Here is a 22,005-nt window from a genome sequence, read left to right as displayed (position 1 = left end):
CCGAAACCATCTTTTAATAGAGGACCATGCGGTTCTCTATATTATCCGGTATTAGCTCCGGTTTCCCGAAGTTATCCCAGTCTTACAGGCAGATTGCCCACGTGTTACTCACCCGTCCGCCGCTAATCTTTGGGAGCAAGCTCCCTCAGATCCGCTCGACTTGCATGTATTAGGCACGCCGCCAGCGTTCATCCTGAGCCAGGATCAAACTCTCCAAAAAGAGTATTGATTGCTCAATAGTTTGTTACTTAATTTAAAACGTTGACGTTTGTTTATTGTGTTCAGTTTTCAAAGAACTTGTATGTCGTCTCGTTGAGGCGACTTTATTAATATATCACATATTTACTTTCTTCGTCAACACTTTTTTAAAATAACTTTTCTTAGTTGTGGTGACTCGAAATATTATAGCAAGAATAAATATATATATCAATATGTTTTTTAAATAATAAAAGAATGAGTGTAACTCTCATTCTTTTATTATGAGTTTTTAGAGAAGAATACTTTCTATATATAGATCTTTTCTATTCGTTAATTGAAGAAAAGAGCCATTAATATCAACCATAGGTCTTGTTGGATATTTATCGTCTATAAAGATTACCTTTGCAACTTGTCCGTTAGACAACTTTACTTCAGTACCTATTGAGATTTTTGCTGCCTCTTGAATTAACAGTTTCACTAATTGTACATCAAATTTACCAAATGAATCTTGTGCAATTTCTTCAAGTACTATGAATGGTGGCTTCTTTACTCGGTAATCCTTATCACAACACATTGCATGATAGACATCCGAGATTGCCACTATTTTTCCAAAGGGGTGTAGCTTGTCACCTGATACACCTAAGATGTAACCAGTTCCGTCAATTCTTTCATGATGTTGAAATACGGCAAGTTTCACACTGTCCTTTAACAGAGGTAACTTTTCTAACATCTTATAACTTAGTAATGGATGGTTTTTTATTTCTTTATATTCAGCAGATGTTAATGGCCCAGTTTTAAAAGCAATCTTTGGGTCAATCTTTGCCATTCCACAATCACTTAAAAATCCGGCAATGGCAAGCTGATTATAATCGCCTTGTTCATACTGGAGCTTCTTTCCTAAGAGTGCTGCAATTAAGCTAACTGAAACAGAATGGTGATAGAAATAATCACTTCTAGTCGACCAACGATGCAGTTGCATTATTTGATTGGGTTCTTCAAACGATTTATCAACAAGTGGTACAATTAACGAACGAACCTTACTCATATCAACAGACATTCCTGCCTGCCAATTGGCAAAGAGCTTCTTATATTCTTTAACTGTGCTCATATATAAATCATAGAATGAACTATTTTCCACACTAGTAGCAGCTGTATTATTATCAATCACTTCACTAGGAGTAAACGGAAGACCATTTATAAGATTCGAATCTACTTCAACATCTTGTATTAGAAATGCATGTAATACTTCAATAACTTGAATAGTTATAACAGTTTTAGTTGGAAATAGTGGTTTAGATGACACAGAGGACACATCCTTCGTGAGGATACATCCTTCTATTAATTGCTCTACTTTTACTCTCATTTGAATAGTTCCCCTTTTATTAGTCCCCTGGTACATGACTATTAACTAAGAAAAGCGCAAGCGCTGGTCTGCCTTACAAAGTTTAAGAACCCTGACTAAGAAGCAGCAAGCTCCGTCTGTAGGTCTATGGCCTTGAGGGGCTAGGTGTTGGAGCTAGACACTAAAAACTGAGTCTTTTAAAAAAAGGAACACTACAAAAGTGTTCCTTTCAAGTTTATTCACTTTCATTATCAGTTTCTTCAGACCCAGTTTCTTCTATAACTGCTTCTGAAGAATTAATGATTTCTTCTTCATCATTTTCATCGAACTCTTCTTCTTCTTCTTCTTTTTGAACCTTTGCAACTGTGGCAACAAATTCATTTTCCCCAAGACGTATAAGTTTAACCCCTTGTGTATTACGGCCAAGTTGTGAAATATCTTCAATTGCCATTCTTATAAGAACACCAGCACCAGTGATTAACATTAAATCATTTTCAGCTGCTGTTACAGCCTTTACTGCAATAACCTCACCATTATTTTCTGTTATTTTAGAGGTAATTAAACCTTTTCCACCACGGCTTTGAACACGGTATTCTTTTTCTGGTGTACGTTTTCCATAACCTTTCTTGGTAACGATTAAAACATCTACACCTTCTTCAAGGATCTCCATACTAACAACTTCATCATCATCGTCTAATGTGATCCCCTTTACACCAGCAGCAGTTCTTCCCATAGAACGCACGTCTGTTTCTGGGAATCTAATTAACATTCCATTTTTGGTCCCAATAATAATATCCTTTGTACCATCAGTCAGTTTAACCGAAATAAGCTCATCATTCTCTCTTAAGCCAACTGCGATTAGACCACTTGTACGTATATTGGCAAAGGAAGACAATGGAGAACATTTTGAAATCCCTTGTTTTGTTGTAAAGAATAAGGACCAATCATCTACGAAATCTGATACAGGAATGATAGCATTTACCCATTCATCCTTTTCAATCTCGAGTAAGTTAATAATTGGTATTCCTTTAGCTGTACGACTATATTCAGGTATCTCATATCCCTTTGAACGATATACTTTTCCTTTATTTGTAAAGAAAAGAATCGTATCATGTGTTGAGGTTGTTAATAGATGTTCAACAAAGTCATCCTCATTTGTACCCATTCCTTGAATTCCACGTCCACCTCTTTTTTGACTACGATATGTAGAAACTGGTAAACGTTTAATGTATCCATTATGTGTAAGGGTTACTACAATATTTTCTTGAGGTATTAAATCTTCGTCTTCAATCATCTCTAAGCCACCTGCGATAATTTCAGTACGACGAACATCATTAAAACGCTCTTTGATTTCTAGTAATTCTTCTCTAATAATCTCTAATACCTTTTCCTCATCTGCTAAAATCGCCTTTAATTCTGCGATTAATTGAACAAGTCCTTGATACTCTTCTTCGATCTTTTCACGTTCTAACCCTGTTAATCTTTGAAGTCTCATATCTAAGATTGCTTGTGCCTGTTTTTCAGATAATCCAAATGTTGACATCAAACCTTCTCTTGCAATTTCAGTTGTTTGAGAAGCACGAATTAACGCAATAACCTGATCAAGGTGGTCTAACGCAATTCGCAACCCTTCTAAAATATGAGCTCTTGCTTCTGCTTTACGAAGTTCATAAGCAGTTCTTCGTTTAATAACTATCTTTTGGTGCTCAAGATAGTAATAAAGACATTGCTTTAAATTTAGGACCTTAGGTTGTCCATCAACTAGAGCTAAAAGATTGATTCCAAAGCTTGTTTGAAGCGCTGTTTGTTTGTATAGGTTATTCAAAAGAACATTCGCATTTGCATCTTTACGAACTTCCATTACAATACGCATTCCCTTACGATCTGATTCATCCCGTAAGTCAGTAATGCCATCTATTTTTTTATCTCTTACTAGCTCTGCGATCTTCTCTATTAATTTTGCCTTATTTACTTGATATGGAAGCTCACGAACAATGATGACTTCTTTTCCATTGCTCTTTTCTTCGATTTCAATCTTTGCACGTAAAATAATTGATCCTCTACCAGTTTCGTATGCTTTACGAATCCCACTTTTCCCTAAAAGTAAGCCAGAAGTTGGAAAATCAGGACCTGGAATAAGCTCCATTAGTTCTGGAATTGTAATATCTGGATTTTTACTAACAGCAAGTACTCCATCAATTACTTCACCTAACTGATGTGGTGGAATATTTGTAGCCATACCTACAGCAATTCCTGCAGCACCATTTACTAGTAGATTAGGAAACCTTGAGGGAAGTACCATTGGTTCCCTTTCAGAACCATCATAGTTATCTTGATAATCAATGGTGTCTTTATTAATATCACGGATTAATTCCATTGATATTTTTGACATACGTGCTTCTGTATAACGCATCGCTGCTGCTGCATCACCATCAACTGAACCAAAGTTTCCGTGACCATCAACAAGCATATAGCGATAGTTAAAATTTTGAGCCATACGAACCATTGTATCGTAAACAGCAGAGTCGCCATGTGGGTGGTATTTACCAATAACTTCACCAACAATACGTGCTGACTTTTTATATGCTTTATCTGATGTCATTCCTAAATCATTCATAGCATACAAAATACGGCGGTGAACAGGCTTTAGACCATCCCTTACATCTGGAAGTGCCCTCGCTACGATAACACTCATTGCATAATCTAAAAATGAGGCTTTCATTTCTTGACTTATATTTATTTCAGTTACTTGAGAACCTTGTGTCTCAGACATTCAAAAACCTCCCTAACTAGGGTAAAAGATATGTTCTATTAAGATAAAGATAGACTAGAAATATGTAAACAAAGGGGGCAGTAATCCCCCTTTGTTCTATTTTTATATATCTAGATTTTTTACATAAACGGCATTTTCTTCAATGAAATTACGTCTTGGTTCAACTTTATCACCCATTAACATTTCAAATGTTTCATCTGCTTCTATTGCATCTCGGAGACTAACTTGAAGCATCGCTCTATTTGATGGGTCCATTGTTGTTTCCCAAAGTTGTTCAGGGTTCATCTCACCTAGACCCTTATATCGTTGAATTCCAGGTTTAGGTTGGCTTGGTAATTCTTTTAGTACTGTATCAAGTTCACGATCATTATACGCGTATTGAACCTTCTTACCTTGTTGAATCTTATAGAGAGGAGGCTGTGCAATATAAATGTATCCATTTTCAATAATTTGACGCATATAACGATATAAGAATGTTAACAATAGGGTACGAATATGTGCTCCATCAACATCGGCATCCGTCATAATGACTACTTTATGATATCTAGCTTTGGAAATATCAAAGTCTTCTCCAATCCCCGTTCCAAGAGCAGTAATCATTGCACGAATTTCATTGTTAGACAGAATTTTATCTAGTCTGGCCTTCTCAACATTGATGATTTTCCCTCTTAGTGGCAAGATCGCTTGGAAATGTCGGTCTCTACCTTGTTTAGCTGAACCTCCGGCAGAGTCACCCTCTACAATATATATTTCACTAATTGCAGGATCCTTTGATGAGCAATCAGCTAATTTCCCTGGCAAACTAGATACTTCCAAAGCACTTTTACGACGAGTTAATTCACGTGCTTTTTTAGCAGCCATTCTTGCCCGAGAAGCCATCACACCTTTTTCAACGATCTTTTTGGCCACAGATGGATTTTCTAATAAGAACATTTCGAACTTCTCTGAGAAAACAGATTCAGTTACTGTACGTGCTTCACTGTTACCAAGCTTCGTTTTCGTTTGACCTTCAAACTGTGGATCCGGATGTTTAACGGAAATAATCGCTGTTAAACCTTCACGTACATCGTCACCAGTCAGATTTAAATCATTTTCCTTAAAAATATTATGCTTACGAGCATAATCATTAATGATTCTTGTGAGGGCTGTTTTAAACCCAAACTCATGGGTTCCACCTTCATGTGTATGAATGTTATTTGCAAACGAATAGAGATTACTTGTGTAGCTATCATTGTATTGAAGTGCAATTTCAATCGTAATACCTTCGCGTTCACCTTCAACAAAAACAGGTTCCTCATGAATAACTTCTCTTGAACGATTTAAATGTTGAACATAAGATTTAATACCACCTTCATAATGGTATTCCTTACGTTTATTTTCTTCACGCTTATCTTCGATTGTAATTTTTACACCACGAGTTAAAAATGCGAGTTCACGTAATCGATTCGCAAGAATATCAAATTCATATTCCAATGTTTCTGTGAAAATCTGACTGTCTGGAATAAAGTGAATGGTTGTTCCTGTTTTATCAGTTTCTCCAACCACTTTTAAATCAGTTGAAGGAACTCCACGTTCGAACTTTTGATAATGGATTTTTCCATCACGATGTACATAAACTTCAAGAACGGTAGAAAGGGCATTAACAACTGAGGCACCTACACCATGTAGTCCTCCTGAAACCTTATAACCACCACCATCAAACTTACCACCTGCATGGAGGACTGTTAGAATAACTTCAACAGCAGGGCGACCCATTTTTTCATGGATCCCTACAGGAATTCCACGTCCATTATCAGATACAGTAATACTGTTATCTTTTTCAATTACTACATCTACTTCATCACAGTATCCCGCTAAAGCTTCATCGATACTATTATCAACGATTTCCCATACTAAATGGTGAAGTCCTTTTGAACTCGTTGACCCTATATACATACCAGGACGTTTTCTAACAGCTTCTAAACCTTCTAGTACTTGGATTTGATTTTCATCGTATGTTTGTTCATTCATATTTTTCTGTTCCAACGCCATTAATATCACCTACATTCATTATTGACAAAGCTATTAAACAACTAATGCTACTACATAACTTCTTCTTCTAAAACTGATTCGAGATCTAAAATTAGTTGTGCACGTTTTTTTAACGTACTTGAAGATAATGGGGAAAAATAAATGTGATCAACTGTCACCACAACAGATTTGTATTCAATCTTTGTTAATTCAACAATAGGTTGTGTTTGTTTTTCTAAAAATTCACTTACGATGGAGGAGGATTTAACTAATTGACGATCAAGAATAGCTACAACATCATCTGATTGAATAATCACATTCTCTCCTATGTGAATGAACATCTACCATCACCTCATTTTAGCTTTGTCATTTCACCCTCTGTTACGTTATAAGTTGCTGCCTGCTTCAATGTTTCATGATTAATTCCTTCAACACTTGTGGTTGTTACAAATGTTTGTACTTTTCCTTGAATGGTATTAAGAAGATGTGATTGTCGATAATCATCTAATTCCGAAAGTACATCATCAAGTAATAAAATAGGGTATTCTCCAATTTCAGATTGAATTAATTCAATTTCCGCTAGTTTCAATGAGAGAGCGGTCGTTCTTTGCTGACCTTGAGAACCGAACGTTTGAACATCTCTACCGTTTACAAAGAAGGAAAGATCATCTCTATGTGGACCTGCCAAGGTAACACCACGTTCTATTTCTCGTTCTCTTATTTTAGCAAACTTCTCTTCATATACTTCTACCATTTTCGACAATTCTATATCTTCTGATACATCAATTGAAGGGTTATATTGAATTTTTAACGTCTCTAAGCCCCTGCTGATTCCATGATGAATCGGTTCTGCCCAATTTTGTAATAGTTTTAAAAACTCATATCTTTTTACGACAATCTTTGATGCTACTTCGATTAGTTGTGAAGTATATACTTCAAGCATTGTCTTATCATGCTGTTTTTTTGTTTGGAGTTGCTTTAAATAATGGTTTCTTTGCTGAAGAATTTTATTGAACTGATTGAGATCATATAAATAAATTGCTGAAACCTGCCCAATTTCCATATCAATAAATCTTCTACGGATTCCAGGACTCCCTTTAACAAGATTTAAATCTTCTGGAGCAAACATCACAATATTCATATTACCTATATATTGACTCAGTCTTGGCTGTTCAAGATGGTTACTTTTAGCCTTTTTCCCTTTTTTGGAAATGACTAACTGTAAAGATAATGGACCATTTCTCTTTTGAAGCCTACCTTCTATTTTACCATACTCTTCGTCCCAACGAATAAGATCTTTATCATTTGATGTACGATGTGATTTTGCCATAGCTAAAACGTAGATTGATTCCATCACATTTGTTTTTCCTTGGGCATTTTCACCCAGAATGACATTGACTTTATTTTCAAAACTCATGGTTAGATTAGAATAATTGCGGTAATTTGTTAGTTTTATGTCTTCAATAAACATAAGGGATTCACCCACTTTTTCCTGAGATCTTGGACGATCCAAGACGAAAGGCAAAGATACTCATATCGTTATGAGCAGATTTGCCTTAAGTTTATATATTCTATAATACCTTATTTTTTGGGAAAGAGGTTAGGACTTAATAATAAACGAGCCAAATTCAGGTATTTCCACAACATCTTCTTTGATTAGTTTTTTTCCACGACGATTTTCTAATTCTCCATTAACGAAAATCTGATGTTCACTTAAAAACCATTTCGCCATACCACCTGTAGAAATCACATCGGCTAATTTAAGAAATTGTCCTAATGTAATATATTCAGTGCTAATTTTTATTTCTTTAGTCAAAAAAACCACCATCTTTCTTATATTTTACTAAAAAAAACTAAGATAGAAAAGAAAGCTACCAGGTTTCATTTCCCAGTAGCAATACATAACAATATTACTTCATGTTAAAACGTTCTTACTGGGAGGATAAGCTGTAAAATCGACTCATCATGTAGAGTGCGAATTAAAAATGGTCTCATTGCTCCAGTGAAACTAACACGTATCTCAGTTCCTTCAAGTGCTTTTAAGGCATCCATCATATATTTTGCGCTAAAAGAAATTTTCAATTCTTCTCCTTCAATCGTTTCAGACTGAAGTTCTTCAATAACTTTACCAATTTCAGGTGAGTTTGAAGAAACCTCAATAATGTTATCAGGCATTGTTGATAATTTAACAACATTATTGCGACCTTCTTTAGCTAATAGGGATGCACGATCAATCGCTTGTAAAAACAGTTTTGTTGAAACAATTACTTCTGTTTTGCTTTCGTTAGGTATTAAACGTGATGTATCTGGATAATTACCATCTAGTAAACGAGAGTAGAATAATAAGTGTTTTGTTTTAAATAGAACTTGGTTCTCAGTAATGACAATGTCTACTAATTCTGTATTATCATCTAGGATTTTGCTTAGTTCATTTAGACTTTTTCCTGGAATAACAACATTGTAAGTATCTTGAATTTCGGTTTTTACCATTGCTTTTCTCAATGCTAAACGATGACTATCTGTTGCAATACAGGTTAATTCGCTATTTTCAACCTTCCAGTTTACACCTGTCAAGATGGGACGTGTTTCAGAAGTGGAAACAGCGAAAACGGTTTGTCTAATCATATTTTTTAATAAATCGGTTGAGATTTTAAATACATTATTTTCTTCAATTTGAGGTAATTGTGGATATTCATTAGCATCAAGTCCATTTAAGTTAAATTCTGCTCGTCCTGAACGGATGATTGTCGAAAGTTGGTTTTCAACTTCAATTTCAACTGAATCACTAGGAAGTTTTTTTACAATTTCACTAAAAAAGCGAGCTTGAAGCACGATACTACCAGATTGTTTTACTTCTACAATTTCACTTCCGTCTTCTTCTGCTGGAATAAACGATTCGATTGATATATCAGAATCACTACCTGTTAAGGTTACGCCTTCTCTAGTAGCAACGATCTTAATCCCTGTCAGAATTGGAATAGTTGTTCTAGATGAGACTGCCTTCATAACATCTTGAACACTTTGTACAAGATGATCTTTTTGTATGATAAATTTCATGATTAATCCTCCTATTTGAAATGCTTAATTAAGGGTCATTTTTTTAAGCATATATAGTTATTTAAAAGAATAAAAGATAGTAGAAGTAATAGTAGGGCCTGTTAATATGTGGATAAGTGATATTTGTTAAAGGAAACACAGCCTATCCACATGTGGACAGACTGTGTATAACAAAGACTAAGTTATCAACACTATTCAGGTTTACTCTTAAAAGCATAGATTCTCAAATTTCATTCTATACTAATCACTACAGAGTAAATTTGGAGAGTTTAGGAACTACCTCTCGTTGTTAACTCTTTAATAATGAATGTATTTCTTTTAGTTGCTTTTGTAATTGTGAATCTGTTTGCAGTAACTTTGAAATTTTTTCATGTGCATGAATTACTGTGGTGTGATCTCTACCTCCAAATTCCTCGCCAATTTTTGGGAGCGAGAAATCAGTTAGTTCACGAGCTAGGTACATAGCAATTTGACGTGGGAATGCAACAGATTTTGTTCTCTTTTTTGCTTTGAAATCTTCTAGTTTTATACTGTAATGCTGACCAACAATTTTCTGAATCTCAAATATCGTAATAATTTTTGGTTTTGAACTAGGAATGATATCTTTTAGAGCTTCAGCAGCTAAATCGGCATTAATATCTTTATTAATTAAGGAAGAATAAGCAACAACACGTATAAGTGCACCTTCTAGTTCACGAATATTTGTATCAATTTGATTCGCTATATATAGCATAACTTCATTCGGAATATCTAATCCTTCTGCTTTCGCTTTTTTTCTAAGGATTGCAATTCTTGTTTCTAAATCTGGAGGAGTGATATCTGTAATTAATCCCCATTCAAAGCGTGAGCGCAAGCGATCCTCCAAGGTTGGTATTTCTTTTGGTGGACGGTCACTTGAAATGACAATTTGCTTACTTTCTTCATGAAGCGTATTGAATGTGTGGAAAAATTCCTCTTGTGTTTGTTCTTTTCCTGCAAGAAATTGAATATCATCTATGAGTAAGACATCGACACTTCGGTATTTATTACGAAAATCGACAGCTTTATTATCACGAATGGAGTTAATAAATTCATTTGTAAATTTTTCTGATGATAAATAAACGACCTTTGCACCAGGATTATGATCAATTACATAATGACCGATTGCATGCATTAAATGGGTTTTACCTAGTCCAACTCCTCCATATATAAAGAGAGGATTGTAGGCTTTTGCGGGTGCTTCAGCAACTGCTAATGAGGCAGCATGTGCAAAACGATTTCCGGAACCTATTACAAATGTATCAAACGTATATTTAGGATTTAACATATTTTGCTGCAATTCAATAGGATCATCACTTTTTTGAATCTTTTTTTCTGGTGCTTTAAATTCAAAGTCTTCCTCTAACTGATTTTGAGGAATGATAAATTTTATGCTTAATTCTGCACCTGTTAAGTTATATATTGTTTCAGCTATTAAGTGTAAATACCGAGATTCTAGCCAGTCACGGGCAAATTCATTTGGTGCAGTAATAATTAATGTATCATTTTGAAGAGCGTGAGCTTTGGTTGACTTTAGCCAAGTTTCAAAACTAGGTTTACTTAATTTTTTTTCAATTTCTATTAATGCCTTCGACCATAAGTCTGCAATATTCTCCAAATTTATCCCTCCTTTAAGATAGATTAGCTGAAAAAAGCATCGTGTTTAAGTTTTGTATAATATAAAAAACGTCCTATGCATACGATTTAATAAAAATACATCCGGTATAAAATGTGCATAATATATATTATAGTAGGAAAGCATCTTTTCGACATAATTCACAAGTTGTGGACAAAGTTATTGAGATAACCTTTTAAAAGTGTCCACATGTTATCCACACTTTGTGGATAACTGAAAGTGAGACAATAAGTTATGAAGAGTGAAAACACAATTATGATATCAAATATTACCTTTTAAATCAATGGTTTTTAATAAGTTATCCACAATTACTATACCTTGTGGAAAAAAGATTTCCACAATACTATATAATGTGTGAAGGCTGTCGATAACTAATGTGGATGGAGATTTTTGTCGAAATAAGTTGTCCACAGTTTGTAGGAATGATAAAAATCAGGAGATATTCATTCTTGAAGAAAATTTGTAAAGGGGAAGTACAACTATTAAAGTATATGTATTTAATACCTATTTATGAGTTTAAAAAAATAATACTTGGTTCCAGCAAAATTTTGACCTAAGTGTCTGTCGAAATACTATAGGAAAGTTAATAAGACTTAATCTGTGATCACAGAAGATAATTTTCATGAGAATTTTGTTGTTGTTTTGACATAAAACCATTTGAAGAGCTAAAATAAATATTTAATTAACATTTACAGACAAAAAGTCTCTATAAATAAACCAGTATTATAGGAGTAATAGATAGCAGATTTTCATTATCCATAATATAACACCTAAATAAGGTTGACATTTTAGTATGATTTTCTCTATAATTATCTAGACTGTCTTTTAGAATGATTGTAAATTCCCAAGGGGGGTGTCATATAATGAAAAGAACGTATCAACCTAATAACCGTAAACATAGTAAAGTACATGGTTTCCGTAAGCGCATGAGCACGAAAAACGGACGTCAAGTTCTAGCTCGTCGTCGTCGTAAAGGAAGAAAAGTTTTATCAGCATAGACCACTGAAATGTCAGTGGTCTTTTTTCTCATTTAAAGGGAAATAAAATGAAATGTGTATCGTTAATTTTCTTTTATAGGTAGGTTTATATCGAACAAAGATATGACCATACTAATAATAAAAGATGAACTGAGATGTTAAGAAATGTTGGAGTGTTACTAATGAAGAAGGATTACCGAATTAAAAAAAATAAAGAATTTCAAGATGTATTTCAACATGGAAAATCAACTGCGAATCGTCAATTTGTTGTCTATGTTTTAGACAAGCAGGATGTTGAACATTTTCGGATCGGTCTTTCTGTGAGTAAAAAAATTGGTAATGCAGTCGTTCGTAATCGTGTGAAAAGACTGATAAGACAATTTTTTTTAGAACATAAGGAAGCTGTTGACCAAAAGAAAGACTATGTCATTATTGCCCGAAAACCTGTTGCTGAAATGAATTATCAGGAGGTCAAAGGTAGTTTGCAGCATGTCTTAAAAAGAGCTAATGTTTTAACAAGAACAAGATGAGATGAAAAGTTCACTAATTTAACGAAAGAATTATTAATTTTTTCCATAAATATGATAAAATAGATGTGTTATGTTTTCATTTTGGGGTCAACAAGTAAATATATATACTAATGTATAGTAGAAATTAATTTAATGATCCAGTGAAATCAGAGTGAATCTACTTACAATACTTACATTAGGAGGAAACACGTTTGAAAAGGCGAATACTATTATTTGGTACTTTAATAGTTTTATTAATGGTCATGACTGGATGTACAGAAATAAATGTAGAGATAACAGAAGAAAGTGAAGGGTTCTGGAACCAATATATTGTATATCCTTTATCTTGGCTAATTACATATGTTGCAGAAACTTTTAATGAGAATTATGGACTTTCAATTATTATCGTCACTTTAATTATTAGACTAGCAATTCTACCATTAATGATTAAGCAAACGAGAAGTTCGAAGGCAATGCAAGCATTACAACCAGAAATGGCAGCTTTAAAGGAAAAGTATAGTTCTAAAGATCAAAAAACGCAGCAAAAACTACAAAAAGAAACAATGGAATTGTTTCAAAAACATGGAGTAAATCCTTTAGCTGGATGTTTTCCTTTACTTGTTCAAATGCCAATATTAATTGGTTTTTATCATGCAATTATGAGAACGAGAGAGATTGCAGAGCATAATTTCCTTTGGTTTGATTTAGGTGAGAAGGATCCATTCTATTTACTTCCTATCATTGCAGGTATAACAACTTTTATTCAACAAAAAATGATGATGGCAGGCAATGCAAATCAAAATCCACAAATGGCTATGATGTTATGGTTAATGCCGATCATGATTGTGGTTTTTGCAATTACATTCCCAGCAGCTCTTTCTTTATATTGGGTAGTCGGGAATCTATTTATGATTGTTCAAACTTACTTTATTAAAGGGCCAGAGCTTAAAGAGGTTTCTGGTAAAGCGGGAGGAGCAAAAAAGAAGTGAAACAAATAACTGCTACAGGGCAAACCGTCGATGAAGCAGTGGAATCAGCTTTAGCTCAACTAAAAACAACAAAAGACCGCACAGATGTCATCATCATTGATGAAGGAAAAAAAGGGATCTTCGGAATATTTGGTTCAAAACCTGCTATTGTAAAGGTAACAGTGAAAATTGATCCAGTTGAAGAAACCGCAAGCTTTCTTCAGAAGATAGTTGATTCCATGGGAGTATCAGCAAGCATTGAAATTAAAAGAAATGGCAAGAATGTAACATTTAATTTAACTGGTGAAAAATTAGCGATTATCATAGGTAAACGGGGTCAAACATTGAATTCACTTCAGTACTTAACCCAACTTGTGATGAATCGATATTCAACCCAGTATAGCAACGTAATGATAGACGCTGAAAATTATAGAGGAAGACGTGAAGAAACACTTACTCAACTAGCTGGAAGGTTAGCATCCAAAGCTGTACGGACAAAGAAGGATGTTCCTTTAGAACCAATGCCAGCTTATGAACGTAAGGTGATTCATACAGCTTTAATAAGTAATAAAAAGGTTAGGACCTTTTCATCTGGTACAGATCCTAATCGTCATATCGTTATATCACCAAATTAAAGGCCGACTCAATAGAGTGGGCTTTTTTTTTTGCACTTAGCATTTAATAGGTGGAATAGTTTCTCAATTCTTCTTTAATTAATCCATTTTTCGCAAAACTTTTTTGCTATTTAACTAGGTTAGGTTGATTTGCACTCCAGGTATGTGCTTTCCGCGGGGCAGGTGATGAGCCTCCTCGTCCCTGTGGGGTCTCATCCTTCCTGCGTATCCCGCAGGAGTCACATACCTTCCGTTCCAATCAACGAACTTCACCAAATTAAAAAAGTATTAAAACATTAAGAGCAACAATCTATACAAGAACGGCCTTATTTATTGTCCGTCCTGGGTGGAATTGTAGGTCTTGTCTCCTAGTTTTGATTTTATATATAATAATTTGCTTTTGCGATTATGGCGTTTGATTAAAAATATTGTTATTCACATGTGGATAAGTTAAAATTGATATAATAAGGAAAAGTGATCGTGAATGTAATCTGTGTGGATAATTAGGTAATAATAGTAACAAATATGTTATTCACAGTTTTGGTATGGTAAAATGGATTACTTGTGGAAAAGCAGTGATAAAAGTACAAGGTATAATAAGGCTGCATTAGTAAGTTAGATAGGTACAAATGAGATGAAGGTGAAGTAATGGAATTTGATACAATAACAGCGATATCAACGCCAATGGGTGAGGGTGCAATAGCAATCGTTCGTTTAAGTGGAGAGGAAGCAATAGAGATTGCTGCTAAGTTATTTAGAGCGAAATCTAATAAACGATTATGGGAGATGACATCTCATACAATACATTATGGACATATTATTGATCCGAAAACGGAAGAAACTGTTGAGGAAGTAATGATTTCATTAATGAGAGGACCGAATACGTTCACTAGAGAAGATGTGGTAGAAATTAATTGCCATGGTGGAATAGTCTCAGTAAACAGGGTTCTTCAATTGGTTCTAATGAATGGGGCAAGACTTGCGGAACCTGGTGAGTTCACAAAGAGGGCCTTTTTAAATGGAAGAATAGACTTATCTCAAGCCGAAGCGGTCATGGATCTTATTCGAGCTAAAACAGATCGTGCAATGAACGTTGCACTTGGACAAATGGAAGGTCGCTTATCTAAGTTAATAAGAGGATTAAGACAAGAGCTTTTAGAAACTCTAGCACATATTGAAGTGAATATCGATTATCCTGAATATGATGATGTTGAGGAAATGACACATCATTTATTAGTTCCCAAAGTAGAAAATGTAAAGAATGAAATTAATAACCTTTTGCAAACATCTAGCCAAGGAAAAATACTACGTGAGGGGTTATCAACTGTTATTATTGGACGACCTAACGTAGGAAAATCATCTTTGTTAAACAGTCTTATTCATGAAAATAAAGCAATTGTCACAGATATCCCTGGTACTACAAGGGATGTAATTGAAGAATACGTAAATGTACGTGGTGTTCCTTTAAAACTAGTCGATACAGCTGGAATTCGTGAGACTGAGGATATTGTAGAAAGAATAGGTGTAGAGAAATCAAGAGAAGTTCTTAAAAGTGCAGACTTAATTTTATTAGTCTTAAATAATAATGAAGAGTTAACCGTTGAAGATGAAAAATTATTTGAAGCGATTAGTGGTATGGATACGATTATTATTGTTAATAAGACAGACTTACCTACAAACATTAGCATAGAGAAAGTAAAACAACTTGCAAATAATCAACCAGTTGTAACTACCTCTTTACTACAAGAAGAGGGCATTGATAAGCTTGAAGAAGCTATTTCTTCGCTTTTCTTTTCAGGAGCACTTGAAGCTGGTGATATGACATATGTGTCTAATTCTAGACATATTGCTTTGTTGAATCAGGCAAGTCTTGCTATTAATGAAGCATTAGAAGGTATTGAGAATCATTTACCAATAGATATGGTACAAATTGATTTAACGAGATCATGGGAATTACTTGGAGAAATTATCGGTGATTCTATGCATGAAAGTCTCATTAATCAATTATTTTCCCAATTTTGTTTAGGAAAATAGTTATTTTATGGATCATTCAACTAGTTTTTATAAGTGTGAATGAAATAAGGAGGTTTAAATATGAGTTATCAAGCTGGCTCATATGATGTAATTGTTATTGGAGCGGGACATGCTGGATGTGAAGCTGGTCTTGCCGCGGCAAGAATGGGTGCACGTACTTTAATGATTACTATTAATTTAGATATGGTTGCTTTTATGCCATGTAATCCATCTGTTGGTGGACCGGCAAAAGGAATTGTTGTTCGTGAAATAGATGCATTGGGTGGGGAAATGGGGAAAAATATCGATAAAACTCATATCCAAATGCGAATGTTAAATACAGGGAAAGGCCCGGCTGTTCGTGCGCTTCGTGCACAAGCTGATAAATTTGCCTACCAGCATGAAATGAAGAAGACACTAGAAAATGAATCAAACCTAACTCTATTACAAGGAATGGTTGAACGGTTAATTGTTGAAGATGGTGTTTGTAAGGGTGTTATTACCCAAACTGGTGCTGAATATGAAGCAAAAACGGTGGTCATCACAACAGGTACTTTTTTAAGAGGAGAAATCATACTAGGGGAGTTGAAATACTCTAGTGGACCTAATAATCAACAACCTTCTGTTAGGCTATCAGAGCATTTAGAAGAGCTAGGATTTGATTTAGTACGTTTTAAAACTGGAACACCTCCACGTGTACATAGTCAAACAATCGACTATTCTAAAACAGAGATTCAACCTGGTGATGAAGTACCTAGAGCTTTTTCTTTTGAAACCACGAAATATATTACAGACCAACTGCCTTGTTGGCTAACTTATACAAGTGAGAGAACACATCAAATTATTGATCAGAATCTACATCGTTCTCCTATGTATTCAGGCATGATTAAAGGGACAGGCCCTAGATATTGTCCTTCTATAGAAGATAAGGTTGTTCGATTTAATGATAAACCGCGACATCAAATCTTTTTAGAGCCTGAAGGAAGAAATACTCATGAAGTCTATGTTCAAGGTTTATCGACCAGTCTTCCGGAAGATGTACAGCATAAAATCTTAGCTTCTATTCCTGGACTTGAAAAGGTTCAGTTGATGAGAGCAGGATATGCCATTGAATATGATGCAATTGTTCCAACACAACTGTGGCCAACACTAGAGACAAAGAAAATTACGAACTTGTATACGGCTGGCCAAATAAATGGAACGTCAGGGTATGAGGAAGCTGCAGGACAAGGGATGATGGCTGGGATTAATGCTGGAAGAAGGTCATTAGGTCAAGAAGAAGTTATTCTTAGTCGTTCAGATGCGTATATAGGAGTTTTAATTGATGACCTTGTCACTAAAGGAACAAATGAGCCTTATCGATTATTAACTTCACGAGCTGAGTATCGTTTATTATTACGTCATGATAATGCAGATCTAAGATTAACAGAGACTGGCTATAAAATAGGCCTTATAAATGAAAAACGATATCGTTCATTCCAAATTAAAAAACAGGCAGTTGAAAATGAAAAAAAACGGTTAGCTTCTATTATAATCAAACCAACTGAGTCCGTTCAAGAAATTATTAGGTCTGTTGGTGGAAGTGAGCTAAAGGACGGAATAAAGGGAATTGACCTTTTAAAGAGACCAGAAATGCAATATCAACATATAAGTCTGATTATACCTGCTGAAGAAATCGTTGATGCGGATGTAGCAGAGCAGGTTGAAATACAAGTAAAGTATGAAGGTTATATTGAAAAATCTCTTCAACAAGTTGATAAGCTAAAGAAAATGGAAAACAAAAAAATTCCTGAAGATATTGATTATGATGCAATTTCAAGTTTAGCATCAGAAGCTAGACAAAAGCTTAAAGAAGTTCGTCCCTTATCTGTTGCACAAGCGTCAAGAATATCTGGAGTAAATCCTGCAGATGTATCGATTCTTCTCGTATATATCGAACAAGGGAAAATAGCAAAAATCTCTAATCAATAATCTAGTATGAAAGGAATTGTTATGGATACATTACTTTTTACAGCGAAATTAGAGGAGAGAGGGATTACTCTTTCTCCTTATCAACTTAAGCAGTTTGACCTATATTTCCAACTGTTAGTTGAATGGAATGAAAAAATGAACCTTACTGCGATTACGGAAAAGCAGGATGTTTATTTAAAGCATTTCTTTGATTCAATAACAGCAGCGTTTTATTATGATTTTACAAAAGTAGATTCAATTTGTGATGTAGGTGCTGGTGCTGGATTTCCAAGTATACCAATTAAAATTTGTTTTCCACATTTACATATTTCAATTGTTGATTCTCTTCAAAAAAGAATAGGATTCTTAAATCACTTGGCAAGCGAACTTTCCTTGGAGAATGTTACGTTTTATCATGATCGAGCAGAAACATTTGGTCAAAAGCAGGAAATTCGTGAATCTTTTGACTTGGTTATGGCTAGAGCTGTTGCAAGACTATCAGTACTAAGTGAACTGTGTCTACCCTTAGTAAAAGTGGAGGGGACATTTATCGCAATGAAGGCTGCATCTGTTCTAGAAGAAATGAATGATGCCCAAAAAGCGATTAAAGTGCTTGGGGGAGAAGTAGAAAAGGTAAACCATTTCTTACTCCCAATCGAGGAAAGTGAGCGTAACATTGTTGTCATAAAGAAAGTAAATAAAACAGCAAAGAAATATCCTAGAAAACCAGGTACACCTAACCGCACACCTATATCTTAATAATAACATTTCACTAAAGAATAATAGTATTGTATTTCTGTCCTTATCCTTGTATCCTTATAATAGGATTTAAGTGCTATATTCTATTTTTAAAAATAGAATGTTCCACGTGAAACATTGATATTCTATCATGTTTCATTTCTAGAATCATAATAACTATAGATACCTATTTTCTTCCATTATCATATGTTCTATAAGAATTTGTAAAAACAGGGAGTATCCTAAGGGGTGGTGTAATTTATGAAACATCCATTTTCGCGATTATTCAATCTGAGTGAAAAAGATGAGCATATAGATCAGAGCCAATTAGAAATAGAGACAGAGGTTGAGTTAGATCTGATAGAGGATGAGGTTATAAAAAACGATGAAGTAAAGAATATACCAATTGGAAGTATTGTTCCTAATCGTTTTCAGCCAAGAACAGTATTTAATGAAGATAAAATTACTGAGTTAGCATTAACGATTCGTACACATGGAATTATACAACCAATTGTTTTAAGGCAATTTGATGAAAATGAATATGAAATAATTGCTGGTGAAAGACGTTGGCGAGCAGTGCAATCTCTTGGCTGGGAGACAATACCAGCAATCATTAAAAATTTTAATGATGCTGAAACTGCTTCTGTTGCCCTTATTGAAAATTTACAACGCGAAGAGTTATCTGCAATCGAAGAAGCAATTGCATATGGTAAATTACTTGAAATCCATAATTTGACACAAGAAGCATTAGCCCAAAGATTAGGTAAGGGACAGTCAACGATTGCAAATAAGTTAAGGTTATTAAAGTTGCCAACAGAAGTTCAAGAAGCTCTTATGCAAAAAGCTATTACAGAACGACATGCTAGAGCTTTAATTCCCTTAAAACATCCAGAAAAGCAGATTAAACTTTTACAGGAAGTTATCGAGAGACAATTAAATGTTAAACAAACAGAAGATCGCGTGGTGAGACTATTAGAACAAGATAAGCAAAAGCCGAAAGCTCAAAGAAGAGCATTCAGTAGAGATACAAGAATTGCGATGAATACGATTCGACAATCCTTAACAATGGTTGCAGATAGTGGAGTGACTATTGATTCAGCAGAAGAAGAATTTGAAGAGTATTTTCAGTTCACAATAAAGATTCCAAAAAAATAATGCTAAATGACGGCTGTCTAACTTTGCCAACATCTATGATAACATCTAGTAGGTCTATTTCAAATAACTAGATGATAGAGGAGGGGGCAAATGATGGGCAGTCTTTTTTGTTTCACGTGAAACATTCCCTTTTTCCATGTTTGGTTTGCAGCTTTAAAAGCAGAAAACTATCTGAAAATATAGCCCTAATTATTTAACTCAGCTAAAAGTAACAGCTTAAAAATACTTTTTAATGTTATTTTATTAAAAAATGATTATCACAATCATATTTCGTGATAAAATAGTGAAAGTGAGTTTTAATTGTATAAGTTAGATTTTTAAAATCTAATGCTCTATTAATCTTTAATCTCATCAAAATGAATCTTTTTATAACATCTCATGATAAAAAGCAATGAATATACTAGTTAATATTGAAGGTAGGTGACATCGTGGGTAAAATCATCGCGATTGCAAACCAAAAAGGTGGCGTTGGTAAAACAACTACATCTGTAAATTTAAGTGCGTGTTTAGCGTATATTGGTAAAAAGGTATTGTTAGTAGATATTGATCCTCAGGGGAATGCGACAAGTGGAACTGGGATTGAGAAAGCTGAAGTGGAACAGTGTATATATGATGTATTAGTAGATGATGTCGAGGCAAGACTCGTTGTCAAACCAACAGCTGTAGAAAATCTAGCAATTATTCCTGCAACAATCCAGTTAGCAGGTGCTGAAATTGAGCTTGTACCAACGATTTCTCGTGAAGTCCGCTTAAAAAGAGCATTAGAGGCATTAAAGGACAATTATGATTATATTATAATAGATTGTCCACCTTCATTAGGGTTATTAACAATTAATGCTTTAACCGCATCTGATGCAGTATTAATTCCTGTACAATGTGAGTATTATGCGTTAGAAGGACTTAGTCAGCTGTTAAATACTGTAAGATTAGTACAAAAACATCTTAATACAGAACTAATGATTGAAGGCGTACTTTTAACCATGCTAGATGCAAGAACGAATCTCGGAATACAAGTGATCGATGAAGTTAAAAAGTATTTCCAGGATAAAGTATATAACACAATTATTCCAAGAAATATTCGCTTAAGTGAAGCTCCAAGTCATGGGGAACCAATCATTATTTATGATCCGAAATCAAGAGGAGCAGAAGTGTATTTAGATCTTGCGAAGGAAGTGGAAGGACATGGCTAAAGGTTTAGGAAAAGGGATTAATGCTCTATTTACCAATATGGAAGTTGGTAGAGAAGAAGTTGTTCAAGAGATAAAACTCGGTGAAATACGTCCTAATCCTTACCAACCTAGAAAGACATTTGAACCGGAAGCAATTGAAGAACTTAAAGAATCAATACTTGCTCACGGAGTACTCCAACCTATTATTTTAAGAAAAAGTATTAAAGGGTTTGAGATTGTTGTGGGGGAAAGAAGATTTAGAGCAGCAAAAGCAGCCAATTTTTCATCAATTCCTGCCGTGGTGCGAGAGTTAACAGAACAGCAAATGATGGAATTAGCACTATTAGAGAACTTACAAAGAGAAGATCTCAACCCGATTGAAGAAGCATTTGCTTACCAATCATTAATCGATCATTTAAAGTTAACTCAGGAGCAACTTGCCCAACGATTAGGTAAAAGTAGACCTCATATTGCTAATCATCTTCGTTTGTTAACCTTGCCAAAGGAAGTTCAACAGTTAATATCAGATGGAAAACTCTCTATGGGACATGGGAGAACACTTTTAGGTTTAAAAAAGAAGGAAAAGCTTAACCTTTTAATAGAAAAGGTAATTAAAGAGCAATTAAACGTACGTCAGTTAGAGGATTTGATTAGTCAACTTAATCAGAATGTTCCACGTGAAACAATGAAACCAAAACCTAAAAAGGATGTTTTTATAAGTGAAAGAGAGAATTTCCTAAGAGAGAGGTTTGGGACATCTGTTTCAATTAAGCAAAATAAGAAAAAAGGAAAGATAGAAATTGAATTCTTTTCTAAAGAAGACTTAGACCGAATTCTAGAAATGCTAGATTCTCCAGAAATTTAGTCGTAGTTAGTTG

The 22,005-nt window shown here is 34.5% G+C and carries 18 protein-coding genes and 1 rRNA gene; 10 read left to right on the top strand and 9 right to left on the bottom strand.

Translation table 11 applies throughout. From position 1 onward, the window contains the following. From BLQ56_RS11425 to dnaA, 9 genes are all read right to left on the bottom strand, one after another. Positions 1 to 220: ribosomal RNA gene (locus BLQ56_RS11425) — 16S ribosomal RNA — on the bottom strand; the annotation flags it as partial. Between the two features lie 267 nt (positions 221 to 487). Continuing rightward, complete coding sequence (locus BLQ56_RS11420) at positions 488 to 1,561, bottom strand: HD-GYP domain-containing protein (RefSeq protein WP_090853939.1); 1,074 nt, start codon at positions 1,559 to 1,561, stop codon at positions 488 to 490. A 214-nt stretch (positions 1,562 to 1,775) separates the two neighbouring features. After that, a complete protein-coding gene (gyrA, locus tag BLQ56_RS11415; protein WP_090853936.1) occupies positions 1,776 to 4,313 on the bottom strand; it encodes a DNA gyrase subunit A in 2,538 nt (845 codons plus the stop codon). 102 nt (positions 4,314 to 4,415) lie between these two features. Then, positions 4,416 to 6,338 carry a DNA topoisomerase (ATP-hydrolyzing) subunit B gene (gene gyrB / locus BLQ56_RS11410; RefSeq protein ID WP_090854009.1) on the bottom strand — a complete coding sequence of 641 codons (1,923 nt, stop codon included), beginning with the start codon at positions 6,336 to 6,338 and terminating at the stop codon, positions 4,416 to 4,418. A 56-nt stretch (positions 6,339 to 6,394) separates the two neighbouring features. After that, a complete protein-coding gene (gene remB, locus BLQ56_RS11405) occupies positions 6,395 to 6,664 on the bottom strand; it encodes an extracellular matrix regulator RemB (protein WP_090853933.1) in 270 nt (89 codons plus the stop codon). A gap of 11 nt (positions 6,665 to 6,675) precedes the next feature. Continuing rightward, entirely contained in the window at positions 6,676 to 7,794 is a 1,119-nt protein-coding gene (recF, locus tag BLQ56_RS11400; RefSeq protein WP_090853930.1) for a DNA replication/repair protein RecF, read from the bottom strand. Positions 7,795 to 7,923: 129 nt separating this feature from the next. Next, positions 7,924 to 8,151 carry a S4 domain-containing protein YaaA gene (gene yaaA, locus BLQ56_RS11395; RefSeq protein ID WP_090853927.1) on the bottom strand — a complete coding sequence of 76 codons (228 nt, stop codon included), beginning with the start codon at positions 8,149 to 8,151 and terminating at the stop codon, positions 7,924 to 7,926. 92 nt (positions 8,152 to 8,243) lie between these two features. Continuing rightward, a complete protein-coding gene (dnaN, locus tag BLQ56_RS11390) occupies positions 8,244 to 9,380 on the bottom strand; it encodes a DNA polymerase III subunit beta (protein ID WP_090853924.1) in 1,137 nt (378 codons plus the stop codon). Between the two features lie 289 nt (positions 9,381 to 9,669). Then, the gene (dnaA, locus tag BLQ56_RS11385; protein WP_090853921.1) at positions 9,670 to 11,016 is read right to left on the bottom strand and encodes a chromosomal replication initiator protein DnaA; all 1,347 of its coding nucleotides are present in this window, start codon (positions 11,014 to 11,016) and stop codon (positions 9,670 to 9,672) included. An 881-nt stretch (positions 11,017 to 11,897) separates the two neighbouring features. Here dnaA and rpmH point away from each other — a divergent pair. From rpmH to BLQ56_RS11335, 10 genes are all read left to right on the top strand, one after another. Continuing rightward, positions 11,898 to 12,032 carry a 50S ribosomal protein L34 gene (gene rpmH, locus BLQ56_RS11380; RefSeq protein ID WP_090853918.1) on the top strand — a complete coding sequence of 45 codons (135 nt, stop codon included), beginning with the start codon at positions 11,898 to 11,900 and terminating at the stop codon, positions 12,030 to 12,032. A 161-nt stretch (positions 12,033 to 12,193) separates the two neighbouring features. Beyond that, a complete protein-coding gene (rnpA, locus tag BLQ56_RS11375; RefSeq protein ID WP_090853915.1) occupies positions 12,194 to 12,541 on the top strand; it encodes a ribonuclease P protein component in 348 nt (115 codons plus the stop codon). Between the two features lie 191 nt (positions 12,542 to 12,732). Then, a complete protein-coding gene (gene spoIIIJ / locus BLQ56_RS11370) occupies positions 12,733 to 13,509 on the top strand; it encodes a YidC family membrane integrase SpoIIIJ (RefSeq protein WP_090853912.1) in 777 nt (258 codons plus the stop codon). Beyond that, positions 13,506 to 14,123, top strand: coding sequence for an RNA-binding cell elongation regulator Jag/EloR (gene jag / locus BLQ56_RS11365; protein WP_090853910.1), 618 nt, complete (start codon positions 13,506 to 13,508; stop codon positions 14,121 to 14,123). Before spoIIIJ ends, jag begins: the two co-directional genes overlap by 4 nt. Positions 14,124 to 14,750: 627 nt before the next feature. Further along, the gene (gene mnmE, locus BLQ56_RS11360) at positions 14,751 to 16,136 is read left to right on the top strand and encodes a tRNA uridine-5-carboxymethylaminomethyl(34) synthesis GTPase MnmE (RefSeq protein WP_090853908.1); all 1,386 of its coding nucleotides are present in this window, start codon (positions 14,751 to 14,753) and stop codon (positions 16,134 to 16,136) included. Positions 16,137 to 16,196: 60 nt separating this feature from the next. Next, positions 16,197 to 18,086: a tRNA uridine-5-carboxymethylaminomethyl(34) synthesis enzyme MnmG gene (mnmG, locus tag BLQ56_RS11355; RefSeq protein WP_090853905.1), complete on the top strand. Its 1,890-nt coding sequence runs from the start codon at positions 16,197 to 16,199 to the stop codon at positions 18,084 to 18,086. A 21-nt stretch (positions 18,087 to 18,107) separates the two neighbouring features. After that, the gene (gene rsmG / locus BLQ56_RS11350) at positions 18,108 to 18,824 is read left to right on the top strand and encodes a 16S rRNA (guanine(527)-N(7))-methyltransferase RsmG (protein ID WP_090854006.1); all 717 of its coding nucleotides are present in this window, start codon (positions 18,108 to 18,110) and stop codon (positions 18,822 to 18,824) included. A 240-nt stretch (positions 18,825 to 19,064) separates the two neighbouring features. After that, on the top strand, positions 19,065 to 19,958 hold the full coding sequence (gene noc / locus BLQ56_RS11345; protein ID WP_090853903.1) for a nucleoid occlusion protein: 894 nt from the start codon (positions 19,065 to 19,067) through the stop codon (positions 19,956 to 19,958). 428 nt (positions 19,959 to 20,386) lie between these two features. After that, positions 20,387 to 21,148 carry a ParA family protein gene (locus BLQ56_RS11340; protein WP_090853900.1) on the top strand — a complete coding sequence of 254 codons (762 nt, stop codon included), beginning with the start codon at positions 20,387 to 20,389 and terminating at the stop codon, positions 21,146 to 21,148. Beyond that, on the top strand, positions 21,141 to 21,992 hold the full coding sequence (locus BLQ56_RS11335; protein ID WP_090853897.1) for a ParB/RepB/Spo0J family partition protein: 852 nt from the start codon (positions 21,141 to 21,143) through the stop codon (positions 21,990 to 21,992). Before BLQ56_RS11340 ends, BLQ56_RS11335 begins: the two co-directional genes overlap by 8 nt. Positions 21,993 to 22,005 lie beyond the last annotated feature (13 nt).

Source organism: Litchfieldia salsa, assembly GCF_900104555.1.
Lineage (GTDB): Bacteria > Bacillota > Bacilli > Bacillales > Bacillaceae_L > Litchfieldia > Litchfieldia salsa.
Note: the sequence above shows the minus strand (reverse complement) of the source record. Positions and strands in the feature narration are given on the sequence as shown.

Bases quoted from the DNA above. Each gene is read 5' to 3' on its own strand.
- BLQ56_RS11420 (WP_090853939.1), bottom strand. From the start codon at position 1,561: ATGAGAGTAAAAGTAGAGCAATTAATAGAAGGATGTATCCTCACGAAG.
- gyrA (WP_090853936.1), bottom strand. From the start codon at position 4,313: ATGTCTGAGACACAAGGTTCTCAAGTAACTGAAATAAATATAAGTCAA.
- remB (WP_090853933.1), bottom strand. From the start codon at position 6,664: ATGTTCATTCACATAGGAGAGAATGTGATTATTCAATCAGATGATGTT.
- recF (WP_090853930.1), bottom strand. From the start codon at position 7,794: ATGTTTATTGAAGACATAAAACTAACAAATTACCGCAATTATTCTAAT.
- yaaA (WP_090853927.1), bottom strand. From the start codon at position 8,151: ATGGTGGTTTTTTTGACTAAAGAAATAAAAATTAGCACTGAATATATT.
- dnaN (WP_090853924.1), bottom strand. From the start codon at position 9,380: ATGAAATTTATCATACAAAAAGATCATCTTGTACAAAGTGTTCAAGAT.
- rpmH (WP_090853918.1), top strand. From the start codon at position 11,898: ATGAAAAGAACGTATCAACCTAATAACCGTAAACATAGTAAAGTACAT.
- rnpA (WP_090853915.1), top strand. From the start codon at position 12,194: ATGAAGAAGGATTACCGAATTAAAAAAAATAAAGAATTTCAAGATGTA.
- mnmE (WP_090853908.1), top strand. From the start codon at position 14,751: ATGGAATTTGATACAATAACAGCGATATCAACGCCAATGGGTGAGGGT.
- mnmG (WP_090853905.1), top strand. From the start codon at position 16,197: ATGAGTTATCAAGCTGGCTCATATGATGTAATTGTTATTGGAGCGGGA.
- rsmG (WP_090854006.1), top strand. From the start codon at position 18,108: ATGGATACATTACTTTTTACAGCGAAATTAGAGGAGAGAGGGATTACT.
- noc (WP_090853903.1), top strand. From the start codon at position 19,065: ATGAAACATCCATTTTCGCGATTATTCAATCTGAGTGAAAAAGATGAG.
- BLQ56_RS11335 (WP_090853897.1), top strand. From the start codon at position 21,141: ATGGCTAAAGGTTTAGGAAAAGGGATTAATGCTCTATTTACCAATATG.